The sequence below is a fragment of the Natronococcus jeotgali DSM 18795 genome (genome assembly GCF_000337695.1).
GTDB lineage: Archaea > Halobacteriota > Halobacteria > Halobacteriales > Natrialbaceae > Natronococcus > Natronococcus jeotgali.
In genome coordinates this window covers 13,027-27,431 of the sequence record NZ_AOIA01000151.1, presented here as the reverse complement: position 1 = coordinate 27,431, position 14,405 = coordinate 13,027, and the positions used below count along the sequence as shown (strand labels likewise).

At 68.1% G+C, this 14,405-nt stretch carries 13 protein-coding genes; 4 read left to right on the top strand and 9 right to left on the bottom strand.

Annotation, left to right across the window (positions count from 1 at the left end; translation table 11 throughout):
• Positions 1 to 52: 52 nt before the first annotated feature.
• Positions 53 to 673: a DUF7344 domain-containing protein gene (locus C492_RS17470; protein ID WP_008426060.1), complete on the bottom strand. Its 621-nt coding sequence runs from the start codon at positions 671 to 673 to the stop codon at positions 53 to 55.
• A gap of 245 nt (positions 674 to 918) precedes the next feature.
• Between C492_RS17470 and C492_RS17465 the strand changes: the two genes are divergently transcribed.
• Positions 919 to 1,320 carry a MoaD/ThiS family protein gene (locus tag C492_RS17465; protein ID WP_008426059.1) on the top strand — a complete coding sequence of 134 codons (402 nt, stop codon included), beginning with the start codon at positions 919 to 921 and terminating at the stop codon, positions 1,318 to 1,320.
• Between the two features lie 52 nt (positions 1,321 to 1,372).
• On the opposite strand, the gene C492_RS17460 is transcribed toward C492_RS17465, so the two are convergent.
• Positions 1,373 to 1,714 (bottom strand): Htur_1727 family rSAM-partnered candidate RiPP, encoded by a 342-nt coding sequence (locus tag C492_RS17460; RefSeq protein ID WP_049893161.1) that lies wholly within the window; start codon positions 1,712 to 1,714, stop codon positions 1,373 to 1,375.
• Between the two features lie 151 nt (positions 1,715 to 1,865).
• On the opposite strand from C492_RS17460, the gene C492_RS17455 reads away from it, so the two are divergent.
• Positions 1,866 to 2,948: a radical SAM protein gene (locus C492_RS17455; protein WP_008426057.1), complete on the top strand. Its 1,083-nt coding sequence runs from the start codon at positions 1,866 to 1,868 to the stop codon at positions 2,946 to 2,948.
• Positions 2,949 to 2,986: 38 nt separating this feature from the next.
• The gene (locus C492_RS17450; protein ID WP_008426055.1) at positions 2,987 to 4,207 is read left to right on the top strand and encodes an FAD-dependent oxidoreductase; all 1,221 of its coding nucleotides are present in this window, start codon (positions 2,987 to 2,989) and stop codon (positions 4,205 to 4,207) included.
• Positions 4,208 to 4,240: 33 nt separating this feature from the next.
• Here C492_RS17450 and C492_RS17445 read toward each other — a convergent pair whose 3' ends face one another.
• The 3 genes from C492_RS17445 to C492_RS17435 form a co-directional block, all read right to left on the bottom strand.
• The gene (locus C492_RS17445) at positions 4,241 to 6,076 is read right to left on the bottom strand and encodes an acetyl-CoA carboxylase biotin carboxylase subunit (protein ID WP_008426054.1); all 1,836 of its coding nucleotides are present in this window, start codon (positions 6,074 to 6,076) and stop codon (positions 4,241 to 4,243) included.
• A gap of 245 nt (positions 6,077 to 6,321) precedes the next feature.
• A complete protein-coding gene (locus C492_RS17440; protein WP_008426053.1) occupies positions 6,322 to 6,633 on the bottom strand; it encodes a hypothetical protein in 312 nt (103 codons plus the stop codon).
• Position 6,634: 1 nt separating this feature from the next.
• The gene (locus tag C492_RS17435) at positions 6,635 to 8,179 is read right to left on the bottom strand and encodes an acyl-CoA carboxylase subunit beta (protein ID WP_008426050.1); all 1,545 of its coding nucleotides are present in this window, start codon (positions 8,177 to 8,179) and stop codon (positions 6,635 to 6,637) included.
• Between the two features lie 154 nt (positions 8,180 to 8,333).
• On the opposite strand from C492_RS17435, the gene C492_RS17430 reads away from it, so the two are divergent.
• Positions 8,334 to 9,731: a sodium-dependent transporter gene (locus C492_RS17430; protein ID WP_049893159.1), complete on the top strand. Its 1,398-nt coding sequence runs from the start codon at positions 8,334 to 8,336 to the stop codon at positions 9,729 to 9,731.
• A 78-nt stretch (positions 9,732 to 9,809) separates the two neighbouring features.
• Here C492_RS17430 and C492_RS17425 read toward each other — a convergent pair whose 3' ends face one another.
• The 4 genes from C492_RS17425 to C492_RS17410 form a co-directional block, all read right to left on the bottom strand.
• Complete coding sequence (locus tag C492_RS17425; protein ID WP_008426046.1) at positions 9,810 to 10,532, bottom strand: SDR family oxidoreductase; 723 nt, start codon at positions 10,530 to 10,532, stop codon at positions 9,810 to 9,812.
• Positions 10,533 to 10,590: 58 nt separating this feature from the next.
• Positions 10,591 to 11,091 carry a response regulator gene (locus C492_RS17420; protein WP_008426044.1) on the bottom strand — a complete coding sequence of 167 codons (501 nt, stop codon included), beginning with the start codon at positions 11,089 to 11,091 and terminating at the stop codon, positions 10,591 to 10,593.
• Positions 11,092 to 11,276: 185 nt separating this feature from the next.
• Positions 11,277 to 12,290 (bottom strand): HEAT repeat domain-containing protein, encoded by a 1,014-nt coding sequence (locus tag C492_RS17415; protein WP_008426042.1) that lies wholly within the window; start codon positions 12,288 to 12,290, stop codon positions 11,277 to 11,279.
• Between the two features lie 66 nt (positions 12,291 to 12,356).
• Positions 12,357 to 14,384 (bottom strand): SpoVR family protein, encoded by a 2,028-nt coding sequence (locus C492_RS17410; protein WP_008426040.1) that lies wholly within the window; start codon positions 14,382 to 14,384, stop codon positions 12,357 to 12,359.
• Positions 14,385 to 14,405 lie beyond the last annotated feature (21 nt).

Below are 14,405 nucleotides of genomic sequence, written 5' to 3'. Positions count from 1 at the left end.
TCGCACCTCGCTGTAGATACCGAAGAGACACACCCACCCGTCGTTCTCGAGCCTACTCCCCGGACCGAAGGAGCGATGGGACGCCCGCCGAGTCGAGCCCCAGCGCGAGCCGGGCGGTGGCGACCGTCCCGAGAACGAACCCGGGGAACGCGACCGCGCCGAGGGCGATCGCCAGCGGGAGGCTGGTCGCGGCGGCGGCGACCGCGGCGTAGGCGCCGATCGCCGAGGCCAACAGCAGGCTCGCGCTCGCCGCCGCGCGGATCGCGTCGGGCCGTTCCGCGGCGCCGCCGTCGGCCTCGCCGACGCCGGAGAGTTCGAGGTACGGCCGAAAGAGCTCGAGTTTCTCGGTCGGTCGAACGATCCCGCGAGACTTGTTGTACTCGATGATCCCCTCCGAGTCGAGCTTCGGGAGGTGGGACTGGTACAGCGGGATGTAGACGCGCTGGCGCTCCGTGGAGGTCAGTTTCGCGACGGAGGTATCGTTCTCGGTCGCGGCGACGTACTCGGCGACGTCGCGCATCCTGACCGGTTCGTCCTGCTCGAGGAGGTATCGGATCGCGTCCCGGCGACGGTTCGTCTGCAGGATGTGGAACACGTCGTCGTCGGAGAGTGACGCCGCCTCCGTCTCGGCGTCGTTCGCGGGGCGTGGCGGGTGGTCTGTCTGGAGGGACATAGTCTGCACTCAGACACAGCGATTATCGGTACATAGTCTTTTTCTTCCTTCTCCTAGGCTAAAATACTGTTCATTACTTATTGACTGGGAGATGACCGTCAGAATTTTTGTAAAAACAGTCACCCGAGAGCCGGGTCGGTCCACCCGGGGCGGCGACGCCGGTCGGAGCGGGGGACCGCGCCGGGAAACTGGGGCCGAACTTGTTCGGGACCGACCGTTTGTCCGCTCGGCCCGTCGAGTCGACTATGACAGCGCAGACTACCGCCGCGGCCGACCAGCAGGTAGGAGTGACGACCGTCGACGTTCGCTGCACCGGCCACGTTCGCGACGCCGTCGGTGCCCACGCCCTCGAGTTCCGCTTCGAAGGAACGACGCTGCGGGAGTTCCTCGAGGCCTGCTTCGAGGAGTACGACGTCGAGGAGATGCTCATCGCCGAGACCGAGGCCGACGCGACCGCCCGCGGGTGGGCCCCCGTCCCCGACGAGCTGCCGGGCACCTGGCGGAAGAACCCCGAGGGCGACCAGACCCGGCCCTACGCCCGCGTCTGTATCAACGGCCGGTTCAACGAGCACTTCGAGGGGTTCGAGACCGAACTCGAGGACGGCGACCGGGTGGCGCTGATCTACCCGTTCATGTTCTGTTGTTGAGACGGGACGCGGTTCCGGGTCGCGACCGACGGCGATCCGTCCGCGCCGTCCGTCAGCGCTCGCGCACGCCGGGCGTTCCCTCGGTCTCCTCGTAGACCCGCGGCTCCGTCCCGTCACGTTCTCCGGGGACGGCGTCGTCTCCGCTCGCCTCGGCCTCGCGCCCTCGCGCCGAGTACCGCACGACGTCGGCGGCCGGACAGAGCCAGACGTCGACCGCGTACCAGCCGAACAGCCGCGAGGCGCGCTCGTGGGCGGTCTCCTCGTCGGGCGCGACCACGGTGCCGACGTAGTTCAGCGGCTCGGTCTCCGCGTCGCGAACGAACACCTCCCACCGGGGCGTCGCAGTCGTTCGCTTTGCTCCGTCGATCTTCGAACGGATCGTCTTCTCGACCATACGCAAGCGCTCCGGGGGAACCCCGAAGGTCGTTTCGTCCGTTCTCGGGATGCTGGAACACCGCTCGCGGAGGCGAACGTGTTCCGCCGAGTTCTCGGGTTCCGAGAACGGGCTGGAAGGAATTTGACCCGGCCGACGGCAGATCCAGCCGATGTACCACGTCGACACCTCGGAGCGACCGGTCGTGCTCATCTGGGAAGTGACGCAGGCCTGTGACCTCTCCTGTGACCACTGCCGGGCCGACGCACAGCCCGACCGTCACCCCGACGAGCTCACGACCGCCGAGGGGAAGCGCCTGCTCGAGGACGCGGCCGCGTTCGGGGAGGGACAGCTCGTGGTCCTCTCGGGCGGGGACCCGCTCGTCAGGGACGATATCACGGAGCTGGTGGCCTACGGCGACGAGCTGGGGCTGCGGATGACGATGACGCCGAGCGGGACCCGCTCCCTGTCGACCGAGCGGATCGAAGCGCTCGCCGACGCGGGGCTCAGGCGAATCGCCGTCAGTCTCGACGGGGCCGCCGCCGAGGGCCACGACGCCTTCCGCGGGGAGACGGGCAGCTTCGCGGAGACGATTCGAGCCGTCGAGGACGCGCGAGACGCCGGAATTCCGGTCCAGGCCAACACGACCGTCTGCCGGGAGACCGTCGGCGAGCTCCCTGCGATCCGCCACCTGTTGACCGAACTCGGTGCCGTGATGTGGAGCGTCTTCTTCCTCGTCCCGATCGGTCGGGGACGGGTCCTCGAGCCGATCGACCCCGCCGAGGCCGACGCCGTGATGCGGTGGCTCGCCGCCGTCGCCGAGGAGGAGCCGTTCGGGCTCAAGACGACCGAGGCGCCCCACTACCGCCGCGTACTCGCCCAGCGCAGCGCGGACGACGACTCGGACGCGGGCGGACGAGCGGGCGTCGTCGCGGGCGACGGCTTCGCGTTCGTCAGCCACGCGGGCGAGGTCTACCCCTCGGGCTTTCTCCCGCGGTCGGTCGGCTCCGTCCGGGAGCGGCCCGTCCACGAGCTGTACCGCGAGGCGTCCCTGTTCCGGACGCTCCGGGATCGGGACGCCCTCGAGGGAAAGTGCGGCGCCTGTCCCTACCGGACGGTCTGTGGCGGCAGCCGCTCGCGAGCGTACGCTCACACCGGAAACCCGCTGGCGAGCGACCCGCTCTGTCCGTACGTCCCGGCGGGGTACGACGGTCAGCTCCCCTGGGAACGCGAGTCGCCGAACCCGACCGCGTAAGGTGAAAGGCATGTCCGTCTCCGGAGCCTGACGACGGTATGGACCGACGAACCGACGTTCTCGTCGTCGGCGGCGGCGCCACCGGGACCGGAATCGCCAGGGACCTCGCCCTTCGGGGCGTCGACGTCACCCTCGCCGAGCGCGGCGGGCTCTCGGCGGGCACCTCGGGACGCTCCCACGGCCTGCTCCACAGCGGCGCCCGGTACGCCGAGGCCGACGGGCCCGAGGCCCGGGCCTGCCTCGAGGAGAACCGCACGCTCGCCGAGATCGCCGGCGCCTGCGTCAGGGAGACGGGCGGCCTGTTCGTCCAGTTGAGCGAGGACGACCCCGCCTACTTCGAGGCCAAGCGCGAGGCCTGCGAGGAGGTCGGCATCCCGACCGAGGTCGTCGACGGCGATACCGCGCGGGAGGAGGTTCCGGACATGAGCGAGGACGTCGAACGGGCGCTGCGCGTCCCCGACGGCGTCGTCTACCCCTCGCGGCTGGTCGCGGCGAACGCGGCCGACGCCCGCGAGTACGGCGCCGACGTGTTGCCCCACGCGCCCGTGACGGACATGCGACGCGAGGGCGGGCGGATCACCGAGGTCGAGCTCGGCGGCGAGGTCGACGGAACGATCGAGCCGACGCACGTCGTCAACGCCGCGGGGCCCTACGCGTCGTCGATCGCGGAGCTGGTCGGCGCGACCGTCGAGCTTCGGCCCACGCGGGGCGTGATGGTCTCGGTCGACTACGACCGCCTCGAGCCGGTTCTCAATCGCTGTCGGGATCCCGACGACGGCGACATCGTCGTCCCCCACGACGACGAGGTCGTCCTCGGGACGACCAGCGTCCCCGTCGACGACCCCGAGGCGTACGAGCGGGCCGACTGGGAGATCGAACGTTCGGTCGAGGACTGTGCGAAGATGCTGCCCGCGGTCGCCGACGCCGCCCGCCTGCGGACCTGGTGGGGAGTCCGCCCACTCTACGAGCCCGAGGAGGCCGCGATCGACGCGCGGGGGATCTCGAGGGGCTTTCACCTGCTCGAGCACGCCGACGAGGGCGTCGCCAACCTCGCGACGATCGTCGGCGGGAAGCTGACGACCTACCGGAAGATGGCCGAGGCGACGGCCGACCTGGTCTGTGAGCACCTCGGCGTCGACGCGGACTGCGAGACCGCGACCCGGCGGCTCACCGCCGCGGACGATCCCGCCCGTCTCGACGCTCTAGTCGCCGAGTTCGACGGCCAGGGGCCGACCGACGAGGACGTCGTCGGGAGCTGAGCGCTCGCCCGTCGAAAAAGACGCCTCGAACCGCTACTCGAGGACGACCAGCGTATCGCCCATGTCGACGCTCTCGCCCTCCTCGACGGCGATCTGGGAGACGGTGCCGCCGCGGGAGGCGACGACGTCGTTTTCCATCTTCATCGCCTCGAGGACGACCAGCACGTCGCCGGCGGCGACCTCGTCGCCGACCTCGACCTCGACGCCGAGGATCGTCCCCTGCATCTCGGCGTCGACGGTCTCGCCGTCGCCCTCGATCTCGGTCTCGCCGTCGTCGCTTCCGCCCGCCGGTTCGGGCGGGCCGCCGGCCTGGGGCTGGGCCTGGGCGCCGCCGTCGCCGGCCGCGATCGCGGGCGCGCCGTGTTCCTCGAGGTTGACCTCGAAGCGCTTGCCGTTGACCTCGACGGTGAACTCCCGTTCGACGGCGTCCTCCTCACCGTCGGCGTCGGCGCTCTCGGAGCCCCACTGCTCCTGGGCCTCGGCGATCCGACTCTCGTCGAGTTCCTCGTCCAAGTACTTCGTCGTGTGGGTGCTCTCGACGAACCGCTCGTCGGTGAGCATCAGTCGGTGGAACGGGACGATCGTCGGGATCCCCTCGATCTCGTACTCGCGCAGGGCCCGCAGCGAGCGCTCGATGCACTCGTCCCGGTCCTCGCCCCAGACGACCAGCTTCGCGATCATCGAGTCGTAGTCGGTGACGAGCTCGTCGCCCTGCCGGAGCGAGTCGTCCATGCGGACGCCGATCCCGCCCGGCGGGTCGTACGTCGTCAGCGTACCGCCGGTCGCCGGCGCGAAGTCGTTCGCGGCGTTCTCGGCGTTGATCCGGAACTCGATGGCGTGACCGTCGATGTCGACATCGTCCTGGTCGAAGTCGATCGTCTGGCCCGCGGCGATCCGGATCTGGCGCTTGACGATGTCGATCCCCGTGATCTCCTCGGAGACGGTGTGTTCGACCTGGATCCGGGTGTTGACCTCGAGGAAGTAGAAGTTCGTGTCCGGCCCCAGGAGTCCGTCCCGACCGAGGTCCTCCTCGACGAGGAACTCGACGGTACCCGCGTTGGTGTAGTCGGCCGCGGAGACGCCGCGACGGGCGGCCTCGCCGATCTTCTCGCGGAGCGCGTCGGTCAGCGCCGCGGACGGGCCCTCCTCGATGACCTTCTGGTGACGGCGCTGGAGCGAGCAGTCCCGCTCGCCGAGGTGGCGGACGTTGCCCTCGCCGTCGGCGAGGATCTGGACCTCGATGTGGCGGGGGTTCTCGAGGTAGCGCTCCAGATACACGGAGTCGTTGTCGAAGTAGGCCTCGCCCTCGCGTTTGGCGCTCTCGAGTTGGTCCTCGACCTCGCTTTCGTCCCAGACGACCTTCATCCCGCGGCCGCCGCCGCCGCCCTCGGCCTTGATGGCGATGGGGTAGCCGTGCTCCTCGCCGAAGGCCTTGACTTCCTCGGGGTCGGTGACGGGGTCGGTCGTCCCGGGAACGATCGGGACGTCGGCCTCGCTCATGATCTTCCGGGCCTTGGTCTTCTCGCCCAGCGACTCCATGGCCGAACTCGACGGTCCGATCCAGGTGATCCCCTCGGCGTCCTCGACCTTGCTCGCGAACTCGGCGTTCTCCGCGAGGAAGCCATAGCCCGGATGGATCGCGTCGGCGTCGGCCTTGCGGGCGGCCTCGATGACCGCCTCGTGATCGAGGTAGGAGTCCGCCGCGCGGGCCGGGCCGACGTTGTAGGCCTCGTCGGCGTACCGGACGTGCCCCGAGTCCTTGTCGGCCTCGGAGTAGATCGCGACGGTTCCGACGTTCAACTCCTCGCAGGCCCGCATCACCCGAACGGCGATCTCCCCGCGGTTCGCGACGAGAACCTTCCTGAACATTTCTGCCAGAATCGTCACGGGGCGCCTACCTTACTTTTTCGCAACGAATCGGTTAACCGACGGATCGAGATCGGTTCACAGCCGTCGCTGAGAGCGGCCCCACGCGCCGTCGGTCCGACGCCAGGGGCGACCGACCCCGATTGCGGTGCGTGCGATCGGCGTCGCGGGGTCGAGCCGCCGATCGTCCCGCGGCGGGCCGTCCTCGCCGACGATCCAGACCGCGAACGGAGCGAACTCGAGCGCGCTCAGAAGCGATCCGTCCGTCCGGCGGCCGACCAGGGATCGGTCGGCGCGTCGAGCGGCACGCGGACGTCGCGGTGTTGCTGGGCGCGCACGCGGCCGGCGAACGCCCAGCGGCGGTCCTGCCAGGTCGCCTCCTCGTCGGCCGCGGCTGCCGCGGCAGCCAGCGCGCGGTCGTGGAGGTGGGCGCCGATGGCGGCGACGATGGCCGCGGCCTCCTCGCTGTCGGCGTCGTCGGGCAACTCGAGGTCGACGCCCTCCGGAAGCGCGCTCAGCGGGTCGCCGTCGACCGCCGTCGACTGATGCTGTGCGGTCATCTCAGAGCGGGATGTTCCCGTGTTTCTTGTCGGGGTTGTCCTCGCGTTTCGTCTCGAGCATCTCGAGGTCGTCGATCAGCCGCGGGCGCGTCTCCGTCGGGAGGATGACGTCGTCGAGAAAGCCCTTGTCCGTCGCCGTGTAGGGGTTGGCGAACTCCTCGCGGTACTCCTCGATGAGCTCGTCCCGGAGCTCGTCGGGATTCTCGGCCTCGGCGAGCTCCTCGCGGTAGAGGATGTTGACCGCGCCCTGGGGACCCATGACCGCGATCTCGGCGGTCGGCCAGGCGTAGTTGACGTCGGCGCCGAGGTTTTTGGAGGCCATCACGCAGTAGGCGCCGCCGTAGGCCTTGCGCGTGATGACCGTCAGCAGCGGCACGCTCGCCTCGGAGTAGGCGTACAGCAGCTTCGCGCCGTGACGGATGATCCCGCGGTGTTCCTGGTCGGTCCCGGGCATGTAGCCGGGGACATCGACGAAGGTGACGATCGGGATGTTAAAGGAATCACAAAAGCGGACGAACCGCGAACCCTTCATCGAGGCGTCGACGGTGAGCGTGCCGGCGTTGACGCGGGGCTGGTTCGCCACGAGACCCACGGAGCGGCCGTCGAGTCGGCCGAAGCCGACGACGATGTTCTTCGCGAAGTTCTCCGCGACCTCGAAAAAGGAGCCCTCGTCGACCACGCTGTCGATGACGTCGGTCATGTCGTAGGGCTTCTGTGGGCTGTCGGGGACGATCGACTCGAGGGCCTCGTCGCGCCGATCCGGGTCGTCCCAGGGGTCGACCCGCGGCGGATCCTCGACGTTGTTCTGCGGGAGGTAGGAGAGCAGGCGTCTGATGTCGTCTAAGGCCTGCTCCTCGCTCTCGCAGGCGAACTCGGCGACCCCGGTCTTGTCGGCGTGGGTCATCGCCCCGCCGAGTTCCTCGTGGGTGACGTCCTCCCCGGTGACGGTCTTGGTGACGCCGGGGCCGGTGATGTACATGTGGCTCGTGTCCTTTACCATGAAGATGAAGTCGGTGATCGACGGAGAGTAGACCGCGCCGCCGGCGCAGGGGCCCATGATCCCCGATATCTGGGGGACGACGCCGCTGGCCTCCTGGTTGCGCCGGAAGATCTCGGTAAAGCCCGCCAGGCTCTTGACGCCTTCCTGGATGCGGGCGCCCGCGGAGTCGTTGAGCCCGACGATGGGGGCGCCGACCTCCATCGCCATGTCCATCACCTTGCAGATCTTCTCGGCGAAGACCTCGCCCAGCGAGCCGCCGAAGACGGTGAAGTCGTGGGCGAAGACGAAGACGGTTCGGCCGTTGACCTCGCCGTACCCCGTGACGACGCCGTCGCCCGGAACCTTCTTCTCCTCCATCCCGAACTGGCTGGTCTGGTGGGTCCGGAGCTGGTCGAACTCCGTGAAGGTGCCCTCGTCGAGGAAGTAGTCGATCCGCTCGCGGGCGGTCATCTTCCCCTTCTCGTGTTGCTTCTCGATGCGCTCCTCGCCGCCGCCCTTCCGGGCTTCCTCGCGGAACTCCTCGAGTTCCTCGATGCGATCCTCCATCGTCATGCCGAGAGCACCTCCGTCGGTTGCATACGCGGTTGTGTGACGACCAATATGAAAAGAATTCCGTAACCTGCCACAATTGATCGGGAACGAATGCTCGAGATCGGCATTCTACAAAAGTTATATATAGCCGTCTTTTAAATAGTGACCCATGGTACAACGCGAAACATGGGCCACGAGAACGGGGTTCATCCTCGCCGCCGTCGGGAGCGCGGTGGGGTTGGGGAACATCTGGCGGTTCCCGTTCGTCACGGGCGAAGGCGGGGGTGCAGCCTTCCTGGTCGTTTACTTGCTGTTCGTTGCACTCGTCGGATTCCCGGCGATCCTCGTCGAGTTCGTCGTCGGACGGCGCACCGAGCGAAACCCGGTCGGCGCCCTGATGCAACTCGGAGGGAACGTCTGGAAGTACGTCGGCGGCGTGTTCATCGTCACCGGGTTCGTCATCCTGTCGTACTACAGCGTCGTCGCCGGCTGGTTCGTTCGATACTTCCTCGAGGGCTTTCGGAACAGCTACGCCGGGCACCTCGCGGGCTACGAGAGCGCGGCAGCGGAGGCCGGCCAACCCGCGGCCGCGATCATGTTCGCCGACCTCTCGACGGGAACCGGCGCGTTCCTGTTTCACACGCTGATCATGGCGCTGTCGATCGTGATCATCGCGCTCGGCATCCGCCGCGGGATCGAACTCGCGGTGAAGGCGATGGTGCCGGCGATCCTGCTGCTCCTCGGCGGGATGGCCGTCTGGGCGTTCACGCTTCCGGGCTCCGGGGCGGGATACGAGTACTACCTGTCGCCGGATTTCGGCGTCATCCTCGAGAACTGGCAGAGCCTGCTGCCCGCGGCGGCCGGCCAGGCGTTCTTCACGCTCTCGCTCGGGATGGGCGTGATGATTACCTACGCGTCCTATCTCGGCGAGGATCGGAGTCTGACCAGAGACGCCGCCACAATCGTCGGGTTCGACACCGGGATCGCGTTCCTGGCCGGACTGGTCGTCTTCCCCGTCTTCTTCGCGGGCGGGATCACCGAACCCGGCGAGGGCGGCGCCGGCGCGATCTTCGTCTCGATGACGGACGCGTTCGCGGGTCTCCCGGGCGGTCGCCTCCTCGGGATCCTGTTTTTCGGGACCGTCGCCATCGCGGCGCTCTCGAGTGCGATCTCGCTGCTCGAGGTCGTGACCGCCTACGTCATCGACGAGAAGGGCGTCGAACGGTGGAAGGCCGCCCTCGGGATGGGGACGGTCGTCTACCTGCTCGGGGTTCCGGTGACCTTCGACCTGATCTTCCTGGACCTGCTTGATCTGTTCGCAAATGGGATCCTGCTGGTGTTCGGCGCGCTCGTCCTGATGGTGCTGGTCGGCTGGATCACCCCGTCGTTCGCCGTCGAGGAGCTCTCGAAGGGGATCGGCGACCTCGGCGCGTGGGGCCAGGCGTGGATCTGGGCGGTTCGCGTCCCGATCATCGTCGTCCTCGTCGTGACGCTGTATCTCGGGGTGACGGACTACATCGACTTCCTGACCCAGGACTTCGCCGGCTGGATCGGCGAGAACCTCTAGCCGGCCGGCGCCGACTCGTTTTCTGCGAACGGACATCGGTCGTCCCGGCTCTGGAGCGGCGATTCGGGATCGACCGCGCTAGGCCTCGCCGTAGACGGGGATCGCCGCGCCGCTCGTTACCGCGGCGCCGTCGCTACAGAGAAACGCCAGCACGTCGGCGATCTCGCCCGGATCGACCCACTTCTCGTGGTCGGCGTCGGGCATCATCTCCCGGTTCATCGGGGTGTCGATCACGCTGGGCATCACGCAGTTCGACCGGACGACCCCCTCGTTTTCGGCCGCCAGCGTCTCCGTGAGCAGCCTGATCCCCGCCTTGGTGATCCGGTAGGGGCCGTCGCCCTCGCCGCCCTCGAGCGACGAGCGAGCGCTGATACTGACGATCGACCCCTCCGATTCCTGCAGGTGGGGCAGGGCGTGTTTCGAGGCCAGAAACGCCGTCTTCAGGTTGACGTCCACCAGGAGTTCGAACTCCTCGAGGTCGGTGTCCTCGATCGGCTGCCCGCCCCGCCAGGTCCCCGCGACGTTACAGAGGTGGTCGAGTCGGCCGTGGTCGTCGATCACCTCGTCGACGAGCCCCGAGACCGCCGCCTCGTCCGTCAGGTCCGTCCCGTAGAAGTGGGTTCGGCCGTCGGGCTCGAGCAGGCTGTCCTCGTCGTCGGGTTCGACGACGTCGACGGCGCAGACGGTCGCGCCGGCGCTCCGGAAGCGATCGACGACCGCGCTGCCCAGGGCCCCGCTCGCGCCGGTGACGATCGCGACCGTGTCGGTGAAATCGACCTCGAACGACGTTTGCGGACGCATGTCATCTCCCTCCACGCCCACGTAGATCAATCCCCCGCCGGAAGCGCCCGAGCGCGGTTCAGAACTCGCGGGGAGGGAGCGAAACCCGCCGAAACCAGAACTGCTCGATCGCGCTCGCGACCCGCTCGAACTCGCCGGGATCCGACGGCTTCGCCAGGTAGGCGTTCGCGGCCCGCCGGTAGCTCTCGGCGACGTCGTCGGCGGCGCTCGAGTCGGTCAACACGAGTACCGGGACCCGGACCAGCGCCTCGTCGCCGCGGACCGCCTCGAGGAACTCGAACCCGTCGACCGCCGGCAGATCCAGCGCCAGCAAGACGAGATCCGGGGCCGGCTTCGATCCGTCGGCTCGCTCCTCGAGGTACGCAAGCGCCGCCTCGCCGTCCGTCCGAACCTCGATCGTCGTGGCCGTCGAAACCGACTCGAACGCCTCCTGCGCTCGCCGAGCATCGTCCGGATCGTTCTCGATCAGCAACACCCGGACGCTCTCCTCGGAGCCGACCCCGTGAGTCGACCGTTCCAGCGCCGTGGACTTCCGGGCCGAGAACTGTTTGCTCTCCATAACTTCAATCTATGCTGACAGTATGCACAGCCCAACCATATAAGCTTGTACACCATTCAGTTATAATATATAGTATATATCTATGAAAACAATCGCTGAGGCACCGGTGCCAGCCGAACGGAAGCCGATCGTTCGAGCGGCGGACGTCCGCGAACCCGACCGCGGGCCGATCCGGTTCGAGACCGCTATGAGAGCTTGCCACAGGCCCACGCCGCTCGGTCACGGACGGTCGACTCGGGGTCTCCGGTCGCGAGCGTCGAGAGCCGCTCGCGGGCCTCGGTGACGTTCCCGTGCCCGAGCGCGGTGCAGGCGCTCGCGCGAACGTACGGGTGGTCGTCCTCGAGCAGCGCGAACAGCCGCGAGCGCACGGGCTCGACGACCGACGGTTCGGCCGCGGCGACGCGGCCGAACGTCACCGCCGCGTTCGCGCGGGTCTCGGGGTCGTCGCTCTCGAGGGCCGGGCGGATCCGCCGACAGACCGGTTCGACGGCCTCCGGCCGTCGGTGAGCGACGTCGGCCAGACAGCCGACCGCGTTGCGCCGGAGCTTCGGGTCGTCGCAGTCGGCGAGGTCGACGGCGTGGTCGACGAACGCCAGCGAGGACAGGTCGGCCTCCGAGCGCCCGAGACGACCCAGCGCGGACAGCGCCGAGACGGCCCCGTCGTCGGGTTCGGGCGCCACCGTTTCGGTCAGCAGCGGGAGGGCGGGCTCGAGGGCTTCCGGGCGCGCCCGTGCGACGTGTGCCAGCGTTCTGATCCCCCGGACGTCGCCGTCCCGGGCTCGGGTCACGTCGACGATCGCGGGGACGTGCTCGGCGACTGCGGTCGGCCGCTCCTCGGCCACGGCGGCGAGACTCCGCAACAGCTCTCTCGTCGCCGGCGTTCGCTCGTCGTCGACCGCGGCCGCGACGATCGCGTCGGCCGACGGAGCGACGTCGGACGGGGCCTCGACGGCCAGCTCCGCCAGGGAGTACGCGACCGCCTCGCGCAGTTCGAACCCGGGCTCGGCGAGCAGCTCCCGGAGCTTCGGTACCGTCGGCGTGTACGCGCTCGGCTCGTCGTCGATCCCGTCGCGAACCCGTCGAACCGCGTCCAGTCTGGTCTCCGGATCCGTCGCGTCGAGCTGGCTGAGCACCAGCGGCAGGTCCACCGAGTCGGATCGCCGTCGCTGCTCGACTGCGTGTCCCCCATCCCGATCCATCTCGTCTACCCTATATCTGAAAATCAATAAAAGCGTTACGACTGTCCGCCGCTCGAGAGAGCGCTCTCAGGCGAGCCACTCCTCGGGTTTGGTGTCGTAGTCGACGTCGTCTGCCGCGAGGTGTTCGACCTCCTCCCAGGGGACGTCCTCGATCGTCACCTCGTCGCCGTCGTAGCGGATGAGCTTTCCGCGCTCTTCGGGTTCCGGCTCGCGGTTGCGCCGCTTGGCGACCTCGACGTCGTGTTCGTCGACCTCCTTGACGATCGTCAGCAGGTTCACGGGCCGTCCCCAGAGTTCGAAGACCCGCCTGAGCGTCTCGCGGGCCTGCCCCAGATCGAGCACGACGCCGTTGTACTGGTGGCCCAACAGGAGTTCGTTGGCGTTGTCGTAGTTGCCGTCGTAGACCGCGATCGTCGGCTTCCCGAAGTTGGTAAACTGCAACAGGAGCTTCTTCTTGACGTCCTCGGCGGCGTCGCTGGCGACGTGGAACTGGCCCGTCGCCTGGGAGTGCTCGTAGGTGAAGTAGTTGTTCTCCGTGATGAACTCCTGGGTAAGGAACTCGTCTAAGAACGTGACGTCGTTGTGGCTCTCCCGGACGTCGTACATCCGGTCCCAGCCCGCGGTGAAGTCGACGTCGGCCAGCGCCTCCTCGACCGAGGCGTAGCGGGCGTCGTCGAAGAGGTAGCGACCGATCCGCTCGAGTTCGTTCTGGTTGACGCGAGCGAGGAAGCCGCGGTGCTGGCGCTTGACCAGCGAGTAGTGCCGGCGAGCCAGCCCCTCGTAGGTGAGCACCTTCCAGGGGTATTTCTCCGCGTCGACCTCGCCCGCGCGGGCGCGCTCGAGCGTCTCGCGGTCGACCCACTCCTCGGGCAGCTCGGCGAGGTCGTCGAGCCCGTCGTCGTCGACGCTCGCCAGCGCCGCGGGCGGCTCGAGGACCTCGAGCACCGCCTCGAAGTCGACGACGTCGGTCAGATTCCGCCAGGTGATCCCCTCGACCCGGAGCAACCGCTCGAGGACCTCCCGGCGGTTCGTCGTGTTCTCGACGTACTCCCACAGCTCCAGTCCGAGGCTGTAGGGGTTGAGCCCGCCCGAGGCGAGCACCTTCGCCATGTGATCGGCGTAGTTGACGAACTCGTCGTCGCCGGCGAACCCCTCGTCGGTCATCATCGTCGACTCCCAGTAAGCGGCCCACCCCTCGTTCATCACCTTCGTCATCTTCTGGGCGGCGAAGTAGTACGCCTCCGCCCGCATCATATCCAGTACGTCCCGCTGCCAGGGCTCCATCTCGACGGCCCGCTCGGCGTCCTCGTCGTACTGCTTGCCGTGCTCGCGGACGAACGAGAGCAGGTCCTTCTGGGGTTCCTCGGGGAAGTTCGAGGGGACGTCCTCGCCCTCGAGTTTCTCGAGCCACTCCTCGTCGAACACCTCGCCTTTGATCTCCTCGGAGAGTCCCAGCTCGTCGAGCTTCGCGGCCACGTCCTCGTCGATCTCCTCGGCGGGGCCGTCGATCTCGAGCCGTCGGCTGAACACCTGGTGTTGGTCGATGTTGTCCTCCAGGGAGAGGCAGTGGTCGATCCACTTCTCGACCTCGGCCCGGTCGATCTCGGGGTCGGACATGTACTCGTCGATCGCCCGGGCGTGGCGTTCGAGCATCGCCGCGGCGTCGACCGCCCCCTCGTCGGAGCGGCCGCTCGTAAAGAGGCCGAACCACTCGTTGTTCGCGAAGAAGTCGGAGTGGGCCTCGACGTGGGTGATGACGGCCTTCTGGTCGGCCAGCGTGTTCGACTCCTGGAGGAACGCGTGGGCCGGGTTGTCGTTGTTGACGATCTCGAAGGCCTTCCCGCCGCCGTACTGGCCCTGCTTTCGTTGCTTGTCGTACTGCATCCCCCACCGCCAGTGGGAGTACCGCGACTGGAACCCGCCGTAGGCGATCAGCTCGTTCATCTCGTCGTAGTCGACGATCCAGTAGTTGACCGGGTACGGCCCGAGGCCGAGCTTCCGGGCGAGGTTCCGGGCCTCGGTCACGGGCTCCTCGAGGTCGGTCGCGATCGCCTGCTTGCGGAATCTGTCGGCGTTGGAGTTCGAGTTACTCATGCAAATCACCGGTTTTCGTCA

Bases quoted from the DNA above. Each gene is read 5' to 3' on its own strand.
- C492_RS17415 (WP_008426042.1), bottom strand. From the start codon at position 12,290: ATGGATCGGGATGGGGGACACGCAGTCGAGCAGCGACGGCGATCCGAC.
- C492_RS17460 (WP_049893161.1), bottom strand. From the start codon at position 1,714: ATGGTCGAGAAGACGATCCGTTCGAAGATCGACGGAGCAAAGCGAACG.
- C492_RS17435 (WP_008426050.1), bottom strand. From the start codon at position 8,179: ATGGAGGATCGCATCGAGGAACTCGAGGAGTTCCGCGAGGAAGCCCGG.
- C492_RS17420 (WP_008426044.1), bottom strand. From the start codon at position 11,091: ATGGAGAGCAAACAGTTCTCGGCCCGGAAGTCCACGGCGCTGGAACGG.
- C492_RS17450 (WP_008426055.1), top strand. From the start codon at position 2,987: ATGGACCGACGAACCGACGTTCTCGTCGTCGGCGGCGGCGCCACCGGG.
- C492_RS17440 (WP_008426053.1), bottom strand. From the start codon at position 6,633: ATGACCGCACAGCATCAGTCGACGGCGGTCGACGGCGACCCGCTGAGC.
- C492_RS17445 (WP_008426054.1), bottom strand. From the start codon at position 6,076: ATGTTCAGGAAGGTTCTCGTCGCGAACCGCGGGGAGATCGCCGTTCGG.
- C492_RS17465 (WP_008426059.1), top strand. From the start codon at position 919: ATGACAGCGCAGACTACCGCCGCGGCCGACCAGCAGGTAGGAGTGACG.
- C492_RS17470 (WP_008426060.1), bottom strand. From the start codon at position 673: ATGTCCCTCCAGACAGACCACCCGCCACGCCCCGCGAACGACGCCGAG.
- C492_RS17455 (WP_008426057.1), top strand. From the start codon at position 1,866: ATGTACCACGTCGACACCTCGGAGCGACCGGTCGTGCTCATCTGGGAA.
- C492_RS17430 (WP_049893159.1), top strand. From the start codon at position 8,334: ATGGTACAACGCGAAACATGGGCCACGAGAACGGGGTTCATCCTCGCC.
- C492_RS17425 (WP_008426046.1), bottom strand. From the start codon at position 10,532: ATGCGTCCGCAAACGTCGTTCGAGGTCGATTTCACCGACACGGTCGCG.
- C492_RS17410 (WP_008426040.1), bottom strand. From the start codon at position 14,384: ATGAGTAACTCGAACTCCAACGCCGACAGATTCCGCAAGCAGGCGATC.